The organism is Actinoalloteichus spitiensis RMV-1378, from assembly GCF_000239155.1.
GTDB lineage: Bacteria > Actinomycetota > Actinomycetes > Mycobacteriales > Pseudonocardiaceae > Actinoalloteichus_B > Actinoalloteichus_B spitiensis.
Genome location: NZ_AGVX02000016.1, coordinates 1 through 15,304 on the forward strand (window position 1 = coordinate 1; position 15,304 = coordinate 15,304).

Here is a 15,304-nt window from a genome sequence, read left to right on the forward strand (position 1 = left end):
CGCCGAGCTGACGGCCCGTCGTGCAGGCCGCCCGCGAGCTGGAACGGGTGCGCACCGACCTGGAGGCGGCCCGGGAACTGGCCGCTGAGGACCAGGCCTTCGCCGAGGAGGCCGAGGAGCTGGCCGCCCAGCTCCCCGAGCTGGAGGCGAGGGTCGCCGAGCTGCTCGTCCCCCGCGACCCGCACGACTCCTCCGACGCGGTGCTGGAGATCAAGTCGGGGGAGGGCGGAGCGGAGTCGGCGCTGTTCGCCGCCGAGCTGCTACGGATGTACGAGCGGTACGCCGAGCGCCGGGGGTGGCGCACCGAGGTGCTGGACGTCACCGAGTCGGAACTCGGGGGCATCAAGGACGCCACGATGGTCGTGAAGGGCCCCGTCCAGGCCGACGGCGTGTGGTCGAGGCTGAAGTTCGAGGGCGGGGTGCACCGCGTCCAACGGGTCCCGGTGACGGAGTCGCAGGGCCGCATCCACACCTCCGCGGCCGGGGTGCTCGTGTACCCGGAACAGGAGGACGTCGCCGTCGAGATCGACGAGAACGACCTCCGGGTGGACGTCTTCCGGTCCTCCGGGCACGGCGGGCAGAGCGTGAACACGACGGACTCCGCGGTCCGGATCACCCACCTGCCCACCGGCATCGTCGTGTCCTGCCAGAACGAGCGCAGCCAGTTGCAGAACAAGACCAGGGCGATGCAGGTGCTCCGCGCGCGGCTGGTGGCCGCGGCGGAGGAACAGGCCGCGCGGGAGGCCTCCGCGGCCCGCCGCAGCCAGGTGCGCACCGTCGACCGGTCCGAGCGGGTGCGCACCTACAACTTCCCGGAGAACCGGATCTCCGACCACCGGGTCGGGTACAAGGCGCACAACCTGGACCAGGTCCTCGAGGGTGACCTCGACGCGGTGCTGGACGCGCTGGGCGCCGCCGACCGCCAGGAGCGGATGGAACGCAGCGCGGCACCGACGGCCTGACCGCCATCACCGGGCCGCCGGTCCGGGCGGTCGGGGCGGCGGTGGCCACTCGGACGGGGGACCGCCCCGGTAACCCGGTCGACGGGTTGGCCGGGTCGCGGGGTCGCTGACCGGGCGTGCCTGCCCAGCCGTGGTTGGCTGGTGCGGGGAGACGGGTCCCGGACCGGGAGGGGGAGGAATTGTCCAAGCAGCCGTTGCGACTCGCCGTCGCCGAGGCCGAACGGATTCTGCGGGAGGCCGGGGTGGCGAGCCCCCGGGCGGACGCCGAGCTGCTCGCCGCCCACGTCGTCGGGGTGGAACGCACCAAGCTCACGATGGTCCCGCTGGTGACCGTCGCCGTGGTCGAGGAACTGCACCGGCTGGTCAGGGAACGGTCGAAGGGGATTCCCCTCCAGCACATCACCGGCTGGGCGGCGATGGGGGCGATCACGGTGAGCGTGGGGCCGGGCGTCTTCGTGCCGAGGCCGGAGACGGAGCTGCTGCTGGCCTGGGGGCTGGCGCACCTGCGCCGCACCAGGCAGCCGACGGTCGTGGACCTGTGCACCGGGTCCGGTGTCCTGGCGTTGGCCTTCGCGAACGCCCGCCCCGACGCCACCGTCCACGCGGTGGAGCGGGACCCGAGCGCGCTCGCCTGGGCGAGGCGCAACGCCAACGCCCTGGTGGGCGCCGGGGACCGTCCGGTGGACCTCCGGTTCGGTGACGTCGGCGACCCGGAGCTGCTGTCGGAGCTGGACGGCACGGTCGACCTCGTCGTGTGCAACCCGCCCTACGTGCCCGAGGGCACGCCCGTGCCGGTCGAGGTCGCCGAGCACGACCCGCACGCGGCGGTGTTCGGCGGCCTCGACGGCCTGGAGACCATCCGCCAGGTCGTGCACTGCGCGGTGCGGCTGCTCCGCCCCGGCGGGGCGCTGGCGCTGGAGCACGACGACACCCACGGGGAGGCGGTGCCGGAACTCCTGCGGGCCCGTCAGGTGCTCACCGAGGTGGCCGACCACCCCGACCTGGCCGGACGGCCCCGGTTCGCCACGGCCCTGCGGCGTTCGTTGTCCTGACCCGGCCCGGGGCGAACGGCCGGCGCCGTCACCAGCGCCGGCCGTCAACCGGGCATCACCAGTACGGGTACCACTTCTGGTCGACCGCACCCGTGCAGTCCCAGATCAGTGTGGGAGTGCCGTCGTCCCAGCGTCCGTGCTCCGTGCCCAGGCACCGGTTGGCCAGCACCGAGACGATGTCCCCCGACTCGACCCGCCACCGCTGCGCGTCCGAGCCGTTGCAGTGCGCGATCTGCACCCGGGTGCCGGCGGAGGGATCGCCGCCCGCGACGTCGAGGCAGAACCCCAGGGAGCGGATGGTGTCGCCCTGCCGGGTCCACTGCTGGGCGTCGGAGCCGTTGCAGTGCGCGATCTGGACCGGGGTTCCGTCGCTGGCGTTGCCGCCGGCCACGTCCAGGCACAGCTCGCCGATGCCCCTGATCGTCCCGGTCCCGTCGCCGGGCGGCGGTGTCCCCGAGCCCTCGTAGACCCGCACGTAGTCGATGAGCATCCGCTGGGGGAACTGGGTGGAGTCGTCGGGCGGACCGGGCCAGTCGCCGCCCACCGCCGAGTTCAGGATCATGAAGAAGTTCTGGTCGAACACCCACGGGTTGTTGCCCACGCTGGACCGCGTCACCTGGTGGTACACGTGCCCGTCCACCGACCACACCATGCCTTCCGGCGACCAGTCGACCGCGAAGACGTGGAACCCGTCGGCGAACTGCTGCCCGCCGGGCAGGGTGTACGAACCGGTGATCCCCTCGCCGGCCGAGTAGCCGGGGCCGTGGATGGTGCCGTGCGCGGTGCCGCCCTCCCGGCCGATGACCTCCATGATGTCGATCTCACCGCTGTGGGGCCAGGGGGTCTCGGGGAAGCCGTCCCCCAGCATCCAGAACGCGGGCCACACCCCGTTGCCCCGGGGGACCTGGATGCGGGCCTCGAAACGGCCGTAGCGCTGCGAGAACTTGTTCTGCGTCGTCAGGCGGGCCGAGGTGAACTGGCAGGGGCCGTAGTGGCAGCTCAGCCCCTCGGTGCCCTCCCGGGTCGAGGTGATGACGAGGTTGCCCTGCCCGTCGAGCGCGGAGTTGCGGCGGTCGGCCGTGTAGTACTGGAGCTCGTTGTTCCCCCAACCGTGGCCACCGATCTCGTGGTTCCACTTGGCGGGGTCCGGTGCGGCGCCGGACGGACCCTCGAAGTCGTCCTCCCAGGTGAGGACGAGCGGGGTCACCCCGGCCGCCGAGGACGGGTCACTCGTCGTCGACGCCAGCGCCGTCGAGGTGCCGACCTCGGGGACAGCGTCGACGTCGGCGTGGGCTGTCGGTACGGCGAGGGTCGAGCCGACGGCCAGGACGGCCGCCAGGACACCGGCATTCCTTCTCCGGCCACGTCGACCGGACGTCGGCACAGGGGAAAGGGCCATGAAGATGACCTCCACTCACAGGCGGAAAAATGGTGGTCGGAAACAAAACACCGCCCGGTGCCGATGTCAAGGGTGCGGGTCGCCCGCAGGGTTCCGATGAGGCCGGTGGGAGTACCGGAACGGCGCCCGTGCGGATCTCCGGATGCCTTCGGAAGGAGTATCCGAGGCGGTCAGAATCGGCCCAAAACGGGACAGGGGACCCGCTGCGCTGCGGGTTCGGCGCGGAAAGCACTATTCGTCGTCGTGGGGGAAAGGCGCGACGTCGCCGCCCGCCATTCTTCGTTCGTTCCGCTCGTGGACGGCGAAAAGGCGAACCGGTGAACGAAACGAACGGGACTCGGTGAATCCGGGGAGCCACCGGTGGGCCGGCGGTTCGCCGATTTCCGCATCGGAGTGCGGGGCAGTCCCCCTGTCGAGCACGGGGGCGGGACGGCGGAATCCGCGGTCGACCACGCCGGGGGAGCGGTCCCCCGGTGCCTCCAGGACCCGCCGCGCGGGCCGCCCGGACCGGTGGGGTCACCCGGCCCGCCGCCCGGCGGGCAGGTCCCGCTGCTCCCGCCAACCGCCCGGGTGCCAGGATCGTGCCTGTGAGCACGAGCTATGACTGCAACATTCCCGAGACCCGGCAGGCGGGGCTCGCCGCCGCCGCGGAGACGGTGCGCGCCGGCCAGCTCGTCGTCCTGCCCACCGACACGGTGTACGGGCTGGGGTGCGACGCCTTCGACTCCGCCGCCGTCCGCAGCCTGTTGTCCGTCAAGGGACGCGGCCCGGACATGCCCGTCCCGGTACTGGTCGGGTCGTGGACGACGATCGACGGCCTGGTGCTGTCGGTGCCCCGGCAGGCCCGGGCGCTGATCGAGGCGTTCTGGCCCGGTGGCCTGTCCCTGGTGCTCAACCACGCGCCCTCCCTGGCCTGGGACCTCGGCCGGACCCGGGGGACCGTGATGCTGCGGATGCCGTTGCACCCGGTGGCCCTGGAACTGCTGCGCGAGGTCGGTCCGATGGCCGTCTCCAGTGCCAACCGGTCCGGCCAGCCGCCGGCCACCACGGCGGAGGAGGCCAGGAACCAGCTCGCTGAGGACGTTCCCGTCTACCTCGACGGCGGCCCAGCCGAGCGCGCGACCCCGTCCACGATGGTCGACCTGACCGGCCCGGCACCCCGGATCCTGCGGGTGGGCGCGGTGTCGAGTGCGGAGATCTCCGAGGTCCTGGGCGTCGAGGTGGCCGTCGCGGACTGAGGCACCCCGGGACGCTGTGGTCCTCGCCACGATCGGCGCGGGCGGCGCCGTCGCCGTGGGCGCGGTCACCCGGGGCCCGGGCTCGTCCTGGCGGTCGCCCGGCCCACCGGGGGAGGTCGGGCCGCCGACCTGACGACAAGATCACGCAGTAGCGTGAGGGCACGCGATCGGCCTGGCGCCCCGCGACCGGTTCCTGGTGCGCGGCGCCCGTACGCGGCGGTCCTCCCGTCGGCGAGGCTGGTGTGCCCCGCGCCACCAACCAGGGCTATGGTCTGTGACACCGCTACGCGCGAGGGCGCCGGTTGGTGGAGACCTGACGGCGGGCGGACACCGCGGGCCAGACCCCGTCGGGCCAACCGCTCGTGGCGAGGCGACGCGGTCACTCGTTCCCACCCGAGGCGAGGAGCAGTCAGCAGTGAGCACGCCGTTCTGGGGGCCGGACTTCGGCTCCCTGCGTGACACCGACCCCGAGATCGCCGACGTCGTCCTGGGGGAACTCGACCGCGTGCGGGGCGGGCTGCAACTGATCGCCAGCGAGAACCTGACCAGTCCGGCGGTGCTGGCCGCCCTGGGGTCCACCCTGTCCAACAAGTACGCCGAGGGCTATCCGGGACACCGCTACTACGGGGGCTGCGCCCAGGTCGACCGCGCCGAGGAGATCGGGACCGCGCGGGCTCGGGAACTGTTCGGCGCCGAGCACGCCAACCTCCAGCCCCACTCGGGGGCCAGCGCCAACCTCGCCGCCTACGCCGCGTTCGCGAGCCCCGGGGACACCGTGCTGGCCATGGACCTCAAGCAGGGCGGCCACCTCACCCACGGCTCGCGGGTGAACTTCTCGGGGAGCTGGTTCCACGCGGTCTCCTACGGAGTGCGCGCGGACACCGAACTGATCGACTACGACCAGGTGCGCGACCTCGCGCGGGAGCACCGACCCCGGCTGTTGATCGCCGGCGCCACCGCGTACCCGCGCCTGATCGACTACGCGGCGTTCCGCGAGATCGCCGACGAGGTGGGCGCCGTGCTGGTGGTCGACGCCGCCCACGTCATCGGGCTGGTCGCCGGCGGCGCCATCCCGTCCCCGGTTCCCTATGCCGACGTCGTCACCTGCACCACCCACAAGGTGCTGCGCGGCCCGCGCGGCGGCATGATCCTCTGCCGCGCCGAGCACGCCAGGGCCATCGACCGGGCCGTGTTCCCCTTCACCCAGGGCGGGCCGCTGATGCACGCGGTCGCGGCGAAGGCGGTCGCGCTCCGCGAGGCGGCCAGCCCCGCCTACCAGGAGTACGCGCGGCAGGTGGTGGTGAACGCCGGGGCGCTGGCGGCCGGGCTGGTGGCGGAGGGGATGCGCGCCGTCTCCGGCGGGACCGACACCCACCTGGCGCTGCTGGACCTGCGCGCCCTCGGGGTGAGCGGCGCCGAGGCCGAGGGCAGGGCCGAGGCCGCCGGCATCACCCTCAACAAGAACGCCATCCCCTTCGACCCTGCCAAGCCCACGATCGCCTCCGGCATCCGGATCGGATCGCCGGCCGTCACCACACAGGGCATGCGGGAGCCCGAGATGGCGGAGATCGCCCGGCTGCTCGCTCGAGCGGTTCGCGCCGAGCCCGGTACCCCCGCCGGTGACGACGTCCTCGCGGAGGTCGGCGCCGGGGTGGCCGAACTCGTGGCAGCCCTTCCCGCCTACCCCCGTCCGGCCTGACGAACAGAAGCGGTACGACAAGCGTGATGCCAGGTTTCGCTCCGGCCGGCTTACCGGTCCGCGAGTACCTCCTCGTGGGACTGACGGCAGCCGCCGTGACCTTCCTGGTCACCGGCATGATCCGGCTGCTCGCCATCCGCATCGGCGCCGTGGCGCATCCCCGGCAGCGGGATGTCCACGTCAAACCCATGCCCAGGATGGGCGGGGTCGCGATCTTCATCGGCGTGGTGGCCGGCATGCTGCTCGCCTGGCGGCTCCCGGTCCTCAGCCGTGCCTTCGACTACTCCTACGAGATCCTCGGGGTGGCCGTCGCGGGCGGCGTGATCGTGCTGATCGGGATGCTCGACGACCGTTTCGAGCTGGACTCGATCACGAAGCTGGCCGGTCAGATCATGACCGCCGGCATCCTGGTGCTCTTCGGCGTGCAGTGGTTCTTCTTCTGGGTGCCGTGGGGGGAGCAGGGCGACAGCGTCGGCTCCCTGCTGGTGCTCTCCGGCAACCAGGGCGCGGTGCTCACCGTGCTGCTCGCCGTCACGATGATCAACGCGATGAACTTCGTCGACGGCCTCGACGGGCTGGCGGCGGGCATCGGGTTCATCGCGGCCTCGGCGATCTGCGTGTTCTCCCTGGGCCTGCTCTCGGACGTGGGCGGTGACGTCGGCGCCTACCCGCCGGCGCTGATCGCGGCCACCCTGGCGGGCGGTTGCCTGGGCTTCCTTCCGTACAACTTCCAGCCGGCCCGGCTCTTCATGGGTGACTCGGGGTCGATGCTGATCGGCCTGATGCTCGCGGCGGCGAGCACGACGGCCTCCGGCGACATCGACTACTCCCGCTACAGCGCGAGCGACGCGATCGCGCTGCTCTCCCCGCTGCTCGTGGTGGCGGCCGTGCTCTTCGTCCCGCTGCTCGACCTGATCATGGCGATCATCCGCCGGACCCGGCGCGGGCAGAGCCCGTTCAGCGCGGACAAGATGCACCTGCACCACCGCCTGCTGGAGATCGGCCACTCCCAGCGCCGCGCGGTCATGTTGATCTACCTGTGGGCGGCGTTGCTGGCGTTCGGGGCGGTCGCGGTGACCATCTTCGACCCGTCGGTGGTCGTGTGGGGCGTGCTGGGTGGCCTGTTGATCGCCGTGATCGTGTCGGCCGTGCCCCGGCTGCGCGAACTGGCGAACCGCCGCCGCCCCTGACGCGGCCCTGGCCACATCCGGCCGCCGCCCCCGTGTCGCCCCCGGTCATCACGCACGGTCACTGGTGTCCCCGGAGCGCGCCGGCCCGGCACCCGGTCGACGGGTGAGGTCCGGGTATGGGCGACAATGGTCCCGCGCGAGGGCGTGCGTCCCGCGCAGTCGACGAGTGAGGGGTCGTGCGGTGAAGGCAGCCACCGTGGCGGGGACACTGCGTTCCGCCCTGCGTCAGGCGCTGCTGGCACTCGGGGTGGGAACCCCGGTGCTGCTGGGTGCCGGTTGGCTGGTCGACGGGGTTCCCGGGGTGTGGGGCGCGGCGATCGGGATCGCGCTCGCCGCCGGGTTCATGCTGGTCACGACGGTGGTCAGCGTGATGACCGCGTCGGCGTCCCCCACCGTGATGGCGGCGGCCGTGCTCGGCTCTTGGCTGGGCAAGATGATCGTGCTGTTCGTCGTGCTGGCCCTGTTGCGCAACGAGGACTTCTACTCGCGGATAGTGCTGTTCGGTGTCGTCGTACTGACCGTAATCGGTGTGATGGCGGTCCAGACCCGAGTGATCCTCACCAGTCGGGTGCCCTACGTCGACACCACTACGGCGAGTAGTGAACCGGACACCGGGGACGAACCGGCCCGGCCCGGGGTGGACCCGGAGGCGGGCGACGCGGTCGACACCGCTCCCGCCGCGAGCCGATCAGGCTCTGACCAGTGACGACGGCTAACGCCCCTGGGGTTCGTCCTGGCGGAATCCGGTTGGTAAAGTGCGCTTCAAGATGAGTGATCAGTCGGACAAACCACCCCAGAAGGGTGAGTCCACCCGGGGGTTGCTCATCAGGACCCTGATCGCCGGCCCCATCGCCTGGGGTGGCATCGGGTTCGCCGTTGACCTGATCAGTGACAGCTGGCTGTGGACCTTCGTCGGTCTGGGGCTGGGGCTGCTTACTGCGCTCTACATCGTGTACGTCCGTTTCGGCCGGGCCTGATCCGCGCCGGCTACGACCAGGGAGACCACACTGAACGCGCAAGTGTTGGCCGCCGTGCTGGCCGCGGGTGACGGAGAGGGTTTCCACGCGCCCGGTATCGAGGAGTTCTACCCCGGCGCCCTGCTGTTCGAGGGCACGATCTTCGAGATCAACCGGATCATGCTGGTCCGGTTCGTCATGGTGGCGCTGTTGGCGTTGTTCTTCATCCTCGCGCTGCGCCGGGCCAAGCTCGTGCCCCGAGGGCTCCAGAACGTCGCCGAGTACTTCCTGGACTTCGTCCGCCTGCACATCGCCGAGGAGATCCTCGGCAAGGGGGCGGCGCGACGATTCCTGCCGATCCTCACCACGTTCTTCTTCATGATCACGGCGTTGAACCTCGCCGGCGTGATCCCGTTGCTCAACATCGCGGGAACCAGCCTCATCGGCACGCCGCTGGTGTTGGCCATCGTGGCGTGGATCGTCTTCAACTACGCGGGGATCAAGGCGCAGGGTTTCGGCCCCTACATGAAGAGCAACCTGCTCCCGTCGGGTGTGCCGCTCTACATGGCGCCGATCATCGTGCCCGTCGAGTTCGTCTCGACGTTCATCCTGCGCCCCTTCGCGCTGACGGTCCGGTTGCTGGCCAACATGATGGCCGGCCACCTGATCCTGGTGCTGTTCTTCTCCGCCACCAACTTCATGTTCGTCGAGGCGGGGTCGGCGCTGCTCGCGCCGGTCGGCGTCCTGACCCTCGGGGCCGGGTTCGCCTTCACGCTCTTCGAGATCCTGGTGGCGGTGCTGCAGGCGTACATCTTCACTCTGCTCGCCGCCGTCTACATCGACCTGGCGTCCCACGCCGAACACTGACGGCACGACCTGCGAGCACCAGAGACGACCTTCCGGTGAACACCGGGAGGCCAACATGAAAGGGAAGACACGGAAGTGGAAATCCTCGCTGCGATCGAAGGCAACATCGCGACCGTCGGCTACGGTCTGGCCACTCTCGGCCCGGGTATCGGTCTGGGCATCCTGATCGGCAAGACGGTCGAGGGCATGGCCCGTCAGCCGGAGATCGCCGGTCAGCTGCGGACCACCATGATCCTGGGTATCGCCTTCGTCGAGGTCCTGGGTCTGCTGGGCCTCATCGCCGGCATCCTCTTCGGCGGCATGGGCTGATCCGAACCGACCGTTAGGCGACCATCGTGAGTACATTCGCAGTGCTGGCGGCGGGCGACAACCCGAATCCGCTGCTGCCGCCTGGGTACGACATCTTCTGGTCCGCGGTCTGCTTCGTTCTCGTCGGTCTGCTGTTCTGGAAGTTCGTCCTCCCGATCTTCCAGCGCGTGCTCGACGAGCGAACCGACAAGATCGAGGGCGGTATCGCCCGGGCCGAGAAGGCCCAACAGGAGGCCAAGGAGACGCTGGAGCAGTACCAGGCCCAGCTCGCCGAGGCCAGGGCCGAGGCGGCCCGCATCCGGGACGACGCTCGTGCCGAGGGCGACCAGATCATCGAGGAGATGCGGACCCGGGCTCAGGAGGAGTCCGCGCGCATCGTCGCCCAGGGCCAGGCCCAGCTGGACGCCCAGCGCGCCCAGATCGTGGCCGAGCTCCGGGCCGACCTGGGCCGGATGTCGATCGACCTGGCCAGCCGGGTGATCGGCGAATCCCTGGAGGACGAGGCCCGTCGTCGGGGGACCGTGGACCGGTTCCTGGACGAGCTGGACTCGGTGTCGGCTCCGGCGAGCAAGTGACCAGGTGACCATCGTGCCGAACAGGGGAGTGGAGACGTCGTGACCACCGTGACCACACTGCACGCGGCGAGTCGGGACGCCTTCGCCGCCGCCGCCGAGCGGCTGCACGCCGAACTCGACGGCGTCACCGGCGAGGAGCTGGCTGGTGTCGGCGAGGACCTCGGAGCGGTCAGCCGGCTGCTCGGTCGGGAGTCCTCGCTGCGCCGGTCCCTCGCCGACGCCGCGAGCGAGCCGGCACACCGCGAGTCGCTGGTGCGGGAGGTGCTCGGGCGCAAGATCGGCGCCCGAGCGCTGAACGTCCTCGCGACCGTGGTGACCGCCCGCTGGTCGAGCCCCCGCGAGCTCGTGGAGGGCGTCGGCCGGCTGAGCTGGGAGGCGATGCTGATCAGCGCCGAGCGCGCCGGTCGGCTCGACACCGTCGAGGACGAGCTGTTCCGCCTCGGCCGGATCGTCGCCAGCCAGCCCGAGCTCGACCAGTTGCTGTCCGACCCCGCCGGGTCGGCGGCGGGCAAGGTGACCCTGGTCCGGCAGTTGCTCACCGACCGGAGTGACCCGGTCACCCTGGCCCTGGTGGAGCAGCTCGTCAGCCAGCCGGGCGGCCGGACGGCCGTCGCGGGCCTGGAGGAGTTGGCGGCAGCCGCCGCCAAGCGCCGGGAGCGTTCCGTGGCGCACGTTCGCTCCGCGACCGTGCTGTCGGACGCTCAGGAGGAACGGCTGGCCGCGCTGCTCAGCCGGATCTACTCCCGACCAGTCGCCGTGCACACCGAGGTGGACCCGACGCTGGTCGGCGGCCTGGTCATCCAGGTCGGCGACGAGATCATCGACGGCAGCGCCGCGGGCCGGTTGGCCGCACTACGGCGGCAGCTCGCGGGATAGGCGCGTATCGGCGCCCCGCGCGAGCAGCCGCGCAACCAAGACCAACACCGCTTGAGAACGACCGAGAGCAGGAACGACATGGCGGAGCTGACGATCTCGTCGGACGAGATCCGCAGTGCGATCGAGAAGTACGTCTCCAGCTACTCTCCCGAAGTCAGCCGAGAAGAGGTAGGCGTCGTCACGGACACCGGTGACGGCATCGCCCATGTCGAGGGCCTGCCTTCGGTGATGACGGAGGAGCTGCTGGAGTTCCCCGGCGGCATCAACGGCGTCGCGATGAACCTCAACGAGAGGTCGATCGGCGCCGTCGTCCTGGGTGACTCGGAGAAGATCGAGGAGGGCCAGCAGGTCCGCCGCACCGGCCAGGTGCTGTCGGTGCCGGTGGGCGACGGCTTCCTCGGCCGCGTGGTGAACGCGCTGGGCGAGCCCATCGACGGCCTCGGCGAGATCGTCGCCGAGGAGCGGCGGGCGCTGGAGCTCCAGGCGGCCACCGTGGTGCAGCGGCAGGAGGTCCGCGAGCCGCTCCAGACCGGTATCAAGGCCATCGACGCGATGACCCCGATCGGTCGCGGCCAGCGCCAGCTGGTCATCGGTGACCGCAAGACCGGCAAGACCGCCGTCTGCGTGGACACCATCATCAACCAGAAGGGCAACTGGGAGACCGGCGACCCCAAGCAGCAGGTCCGCTGCATCTACGTCGCCATCGGCCAGAAGGGCTCCACGATCGCCTCGGTGAAGCGGTCGCTGGAGGAGGCCGGCGCGATGGAGTACACGACCATCGTGGCCGCCACCGCGTCCGACTCGCCCGGCCTGAAGTGGCTGGCCCCCTACGCGGGTTCCGCCATCGGCCAGCACTGGATGTACCAGGGCAAGCACGTCCTGATCATCTTCGACGACCTGTCGAAGCAGGCGGAGGCCTACCGGGCCATCTCGCTGCTGCTGCGCCGCCCGCCGGGCCGTGAGGCCTACCCCGGTGACGTCTTCTACCTGCACTCGCGTCTGCTGGAGCGCTGCGCGAAGCTGTCGGACGAGCTGGGTGGCGGCTCGATGACGGGCCTGCCGATCATCGAGACCAAGGCCAACGACGTCTCGGCCTACATCCCCACCAACGTCATCTCCATCACCGACGGGCAGTGCTTCCTCCAGTCCGACCTGTTCAACTCCGGCCAGCGGCCGGCGGTGGACGTCGGTATCTCCGTCTCCCGTGTCGGTGGCGCCGCCCAGATCAAGGCGATGAAGGCGGTCTCCGGAACGCTGCGGCTCGACCTCGCCCAGTACCGGGAGCTGGAGGCGTTCTCCGCCTTCGCCTCGGACCTGGACGCGGCCTCCAAGGCGCAGCTGGAGCGGGGTGCCCGGCTCTACGAGATCCTCAAGCAGGGCCAGGGCCAACCGGTCCCGGTGCAGGAGGAGGTCGTCTCGATCTACCTCGGCACCCGGGGCCACTTCGACGCCGTGCCGGTCGCCGACGTGCGGCGGTTCGAGTCGGAGCTGCTGGACCACCTGCGGCACGCCCACGAGGGCATCCTCACCGAGATCCGCGACAGCAAGGTGCTCAGCGACGAGAACGCGGAGCGGCTCGTCTCGGTGACCGACGAGTTCAAGAAGCAGTTCGTCACCTCCGACGGCTCCTCGCTGATCCCGCACGAGGCCCCCGCCGAGGCGATGGACGCCGAGAAGGTCGGGCAGGAGACGGTCAAGGTCAACCGTCCCGCCCCGAAGAAGTGAGCCGATAACATGGCCCAACTTCGAGAGCTACGCGAACGGGTCCGCTCGGTCAAGTCCACCCGCAAGATCACCAAGGCGATGGAGTTGATCGCGACCTCGCGGATCAACCGGGCGCAGGCGCGGGTGGAGGCCTCCCGGCCCTACGCCGAGGAGATCACGAACGTGCTCAGCGCGCTCGCCGGGTCCTCCTCCCTCGACCACCCGATGCTGGTCGAGCGGGAGGAGCCCAAGCGGGTCGGCGTGCTGGTCGTCACCAGCGACCAGGGGCTGTGCGGCGGCTACAACGCCAACGTGATCAAGGCGGCCGAGGAACTGCAGACGCTGCTGCGCGAGCAGGGCAAGACCCCGGTGCTCTACGTGATCGGCCGCAAGGGCGTGAGCTACTACCGCTTCCGCCAGCGGCCCATCGAGCAGAGCTGGACGGGGTTCAGCCAGCGGCCGGGGTACGCCGACGCCGCCGACGTCGCCGAGACGCTGGTGCGGGCCTTCCTGGCCGGGGCCGACGACGAGGGTGACGAGCCCGGCGCCGACGGCGTGCTCGGCATCGACGAGCTGCACATGGTGCACACCGAGTTCGTCTCGATGCTCACGCAGCGGCCGGTGGCCCGCCGGGTCGCTCCGCTGGAGGTCGAGTACACCGACGAGCCGACCGACGCCGTGCCCACGCCGAACTACGAGTTCGAGCCGGACGCGGAGGCGCTGCTGGCGGCGCTGTTGCCGAAGTACATCAACTCCCGGTTGTACGCCGGTCTGCTCGACGCCTCGGCGGCCGAGCTGGCGGCCCGCCGGAACGCGATGAAGTCCGCGACGGACAACGCCGACGAGATCATCCAGAACCTCAGTCGCCAGGCCAACCAGGCCCGCCAGGCGCAGATCACCCAGGAAATCAGCGAGATCGTCGGCGGTGTCGAGGCGCTCTCGTCCGCAGGAAGTGAGTGACATGACTGCAACTGCCACCAGCACCGCGGTTGGGGCCGGCCGCGTTGTCCAGGTTCTCGGCCCGGTCGTGGACGTCGAGTTCCCGCGTGGCGAGGTGCCCGACCTCTACAACGCCCTCAGCGTGGAGATCACCGCCGAGGGCATGGAGAAGACGCTGACCCTGGAGGTCGCGCAGCACCTGGGCGACAACTCGGTGCGGACCATCTCCATGCAGCCCACCCAGGGCCTGGTCCGGGGTGCCAAGGTCACCGACACGGGCGCCGGTATCTCGGTGCCGGTCGGCGACTCGGTCAAGGGGCACGTGTTCAACGCCCTGGGCGACTGCCTGGACAAGCCGGGGCACGCCTCGGACGCGGAGCGCTGGGAGATCCACCGCAAGGCCCCGGCCTTCGACCAGCTGGAGGGTCGGACCGAGGTCCTGGAGACGGGCATCAAGGTCATCGACCTGCTCACCCCGTACGTCAAGGGTGGCAAGATCGGCCTGTTCGGTGGCGCCGGTGTGGGCAAGACGGTGCTCATCCAGGAAATGATCACCCGTATCGCCCGTGAGTTCTCCGGAACCTCGGTGTTCGCCGGCGTCGGCGAGCGGACCCGTGAGGGCAACGACCTCTGGGTCGAGATGGAGGAGATGGGCGTCCTCCCCGACACCGCGCTGGTGTTCGGTCAGATGGACGAGCCGCCCGGCACCCGTATGCGGGTGGCGCTGTCGGCGCTGACGATGGCGGAGTACTTCCGGGACGTCCAGAACCAGGACGTGCTGCTGTTCATCGACAACATCTTCCGGTTCACCCAGGCCGGGCAGGAGGTGTCCACCCTGCTGGGCCGGATGCCCTCCGCGGTGGGCTACCAGCCGACGCTGGCCGACGAGATGGGTGAGCTCCAGGAGCGGATCACCTCCACCAAGGGCCGGTCCATCACCTCGCTGCAGGCGATCTACGTGCCGGCGGACGACTACACCGACCCCGCCCCGGCGACCACCTTCGCGCACCTGGACGCCACCACCGAGCTCTCCCGGGCGATCTCCCAGAAGGGCATCTACCCGGCGGTGGACCCGCTGACCTCCAGCTCCACCATCCTGGACGCCTCGGTCGTGGGGCAGGAGCACTACCGGGTGGCCCAGGAGGTCAAGCGGATCCTCCAGAAGTACAAGGAGCTCCAGGACATCATCGCCATCCTCGGTATGGACGAGCTGTCCGAGGAGGACAAGCTCACGGTGAGCCGGGCCCGGCGGATCGAGCGGTACCTGTCGCAGAACTTCTTCGTCGCGCAGAAGTTCACCGGCGAGGAGGGCTCGTTCGTCCCGGTGAAGGAGACCATCGAGGCCTTCGACCGGCTGACCAAGGGCGACTTCGACCACTACCCGGAGCAGGCGTTCCTCTCCATCGGTGGTCTGGAGGACCTGGAGAAGGCGTACAAGAAGCTCACCAGCAAGTGAGCCGCCGGGACGGCGTTCGCGTCGTCCCCGCGCGGTACACGGGCGCAACGTTCGGGGCCGGACCTCCGCCACGGAGGTCCGG

Annotated in this window: 14 protein-coding genes and 1 pseudogene; 14 read left to right on the forward strand and 1 reads right to left on the reverse strand. The window is 70.5% G+C overall.

The window, feature by feature from the left end; translation table 11 throughout:
* Positions 1-14: 14 nt before the first annotated feature.
* Positions 15-962, forward strand: a pseudogene (gene prfA / locus ACTIDRAF_RS26555) (peptide chain release factor 1); the annotation flags it as partial.
* 179 nt (positions 963-1,141) lie between these two features.
* Positions 1,142-2,014 (forward strand): peptide chain release factor N(5)-glutamine methyltransferase, encoded by an 873-nt coding sequence (gene prmC / locus ACTIDRAF_RS0201000; RefSeq protein ID WP_026065645.1) that lies wholly within the window; start codon positions 1,142-1,144, stop codon positions 2,012-2,014.
* A gap of 55 nt (positions 2,015-2,069) precedes the next feature.
* Here prmC and ACTIDRAF_RS0201005 read toward each other — a convergent pair whose 3' ends face one another.
* Complete coding sequence (locus tag ACTIDRAF_RS0201005) at positions 2,070-3,413, reverse strand: lectin (RefSeq protein ID WP_039785211.1); 1,344 nt, start codon at positions 3,411-3,413, stop codon at positions 2,070-2,072.
* A 587-nt stretch (positions 3,414-4,000) separates the two neighbouring features.
* On the opposite strand from ACTIDRAF_RS0201005, the gene ACTIDRAF_RS0201010 reads away from it, so the two are divergent.
* The 12 genes from ACTIDRAF_RS0201010 (at position 4,001) to atpD (ending at position 15,222) form a co-directional block, all read left to right on the forward strand.
* The gene (locus tag ACTIDRAF_RS0201010; RefSeq protein WP_016696847.1) at positions 4,001-4,651 is read left to right on the forward strand and encodes an L-threonylcarbamoyladenylate synthase; all 651 of its coding nucleotides are present in this window, start codon (positions 4,001-4,003) and stop codon (positions 4,649-4,651) included.
* Positions 4,652-5,066: 415 nt separating this feature from the next.
* A complete protein-coding gene (locus tag ACTIDRAF_RS0201020; RefSeq protein ID WP_016696849.1) occupies positions 5,067-6,350 on the forward strand; it encodes a serine hydroxymethyltransferase in 1,284 nt (427 codons plus the stop codon).
* Between the two features lie 26 nt (positions 6,351-6,376).
* Positions 6,377-7,540 carry a glycosyltransferase family 4 protein gene (locus ACTIDRAF_RS0201025; RefSeq protein WP_016696850.1) on the forward strand — a complete coding sequence of 388 codons (1,164 nt, stop codon included), beginning with the start codon at positions 6,377-6,379 and terminating at the stop codon, positions 7,538-7,540.
* A 181-nt stretch (positions 7,541-7,721) separates the two neighbouring features.
* Complete coding sequence (locus ACTIDRAF_RS26560) at positions 7,722-8,246, forward strand: Cg1360 family ATP-synthase-associated protein (RefSeq protein WP_016696851.1); 525 nt, start codon at positions 7,722-7,724, stop codon at positions 8,244-8,246.
* A gap of 61 nt (positions 8,247-8,307) precedes the next feature.
* Positions 8,308-8,517 (forward strand): hypothetical protein, encoded by a 210-nt coding sequence (locus ACTIDRAF_RS0201035; protein WP_103057086.1) that lies wholly within the window; start codon positions 8,308-8,310, stop codon positions 8,515-8,517.
* Between the two features lie 42 nt (positions 8,518-8,559).
* Positions 8,560-9,363 (forward strand): F0F1 ATP synthase subunit A, encoded by an 804-nt coding sequence (atpB, locus tag ACTIDRAF_RS0201040; protein ID WP_016696853.1) that lies wholly within the window; start codon positions 8,560-8,562, stop codon positions 9,361-9,363.
* Between the two features lie 75 nt (positions 9,364-9,438).
* Positions 9,439-9,672 (forward strand): ATP synthase F0 subunit C, encoded by a 234-nt coding sequence (atpE, locus tag ACTIDRAF_RS0201045; protein ID WP_016696854.1) that lies wholly within the window; start codon positions 9,439-9,441, stop codon positions 9,670-9,672.
* 26 nt (positions 9,673-9,698) lie between these two features.
* Positions 9,699-10,247 carry a F0F1 ATP synthase subunit B gene (locus ACTIDRAF_RS0201050; RefSeq protein WP_211215238.1) on the forward strand — a complete coding sequence of 183 codons (549 nt, stop codon included), beginning with the start codon at positions 9,699-9,701 and terminating at the stop codon, positions 10,245-10,247.
* Positions 10,248-10,286: 39 nt separating this feature from the next.
* Positions 10,287-11,123 (forward strand): F0F1 ATP synthase subunit delta, encoded by an 837-nt coding sequence (locus ACTIDRAF_RS0201055; RefSeq protein WP_016696856.1) that lies wholly within the window; start codon positions 10,287-10,289, stop codon positions 11,121-11,123.
* Positions 11,124-11,201: 78 nt separating this feature from the next.
* Positions 11,202-12,848, forward strand: a complete 1,647-nt coding sequence (atpA, locus tag ACTIDRAF_RS0201060; RefSeq protein ID WP_016696857.1) for a F0F1 ATP synthase subunit alpha — start codon at positions 11,202-11,204, stop codon at positions 12,846-12,848.
* A 9-nt stretch (positions 12,849-12,857) separates the two neighbouring features.
* Positions 12,858-13,787 carry a F0F1 ATP synthase subunit gamma gene (locus tag ACTIDRAF_RS0201065; protein WP_016696858.1) on the forward strand — a complete coding sequence of 310 codons (930 nt, stop codon included), beginning with the start codon at positions 12,858-12,860 and terminating at the stop codon, positions 13,785-13,787.
* Position 13,788: 1 nt separating this feature from the next.
* Positions 13,789-15,222, forward strand: a complete 1,434-nt coding sequence (gene atpD, locus ACTIDRAF_RS0201070; protein ID WP_083886038.1) for a F0F1 ATP synthase subunit beta — start codon at positions 13,789-13,791, stop codon at positions 15,220-15,222.
* The last annotated feature ends 82 nt before the right edge of the window (positions 15,223-15,304 follow it).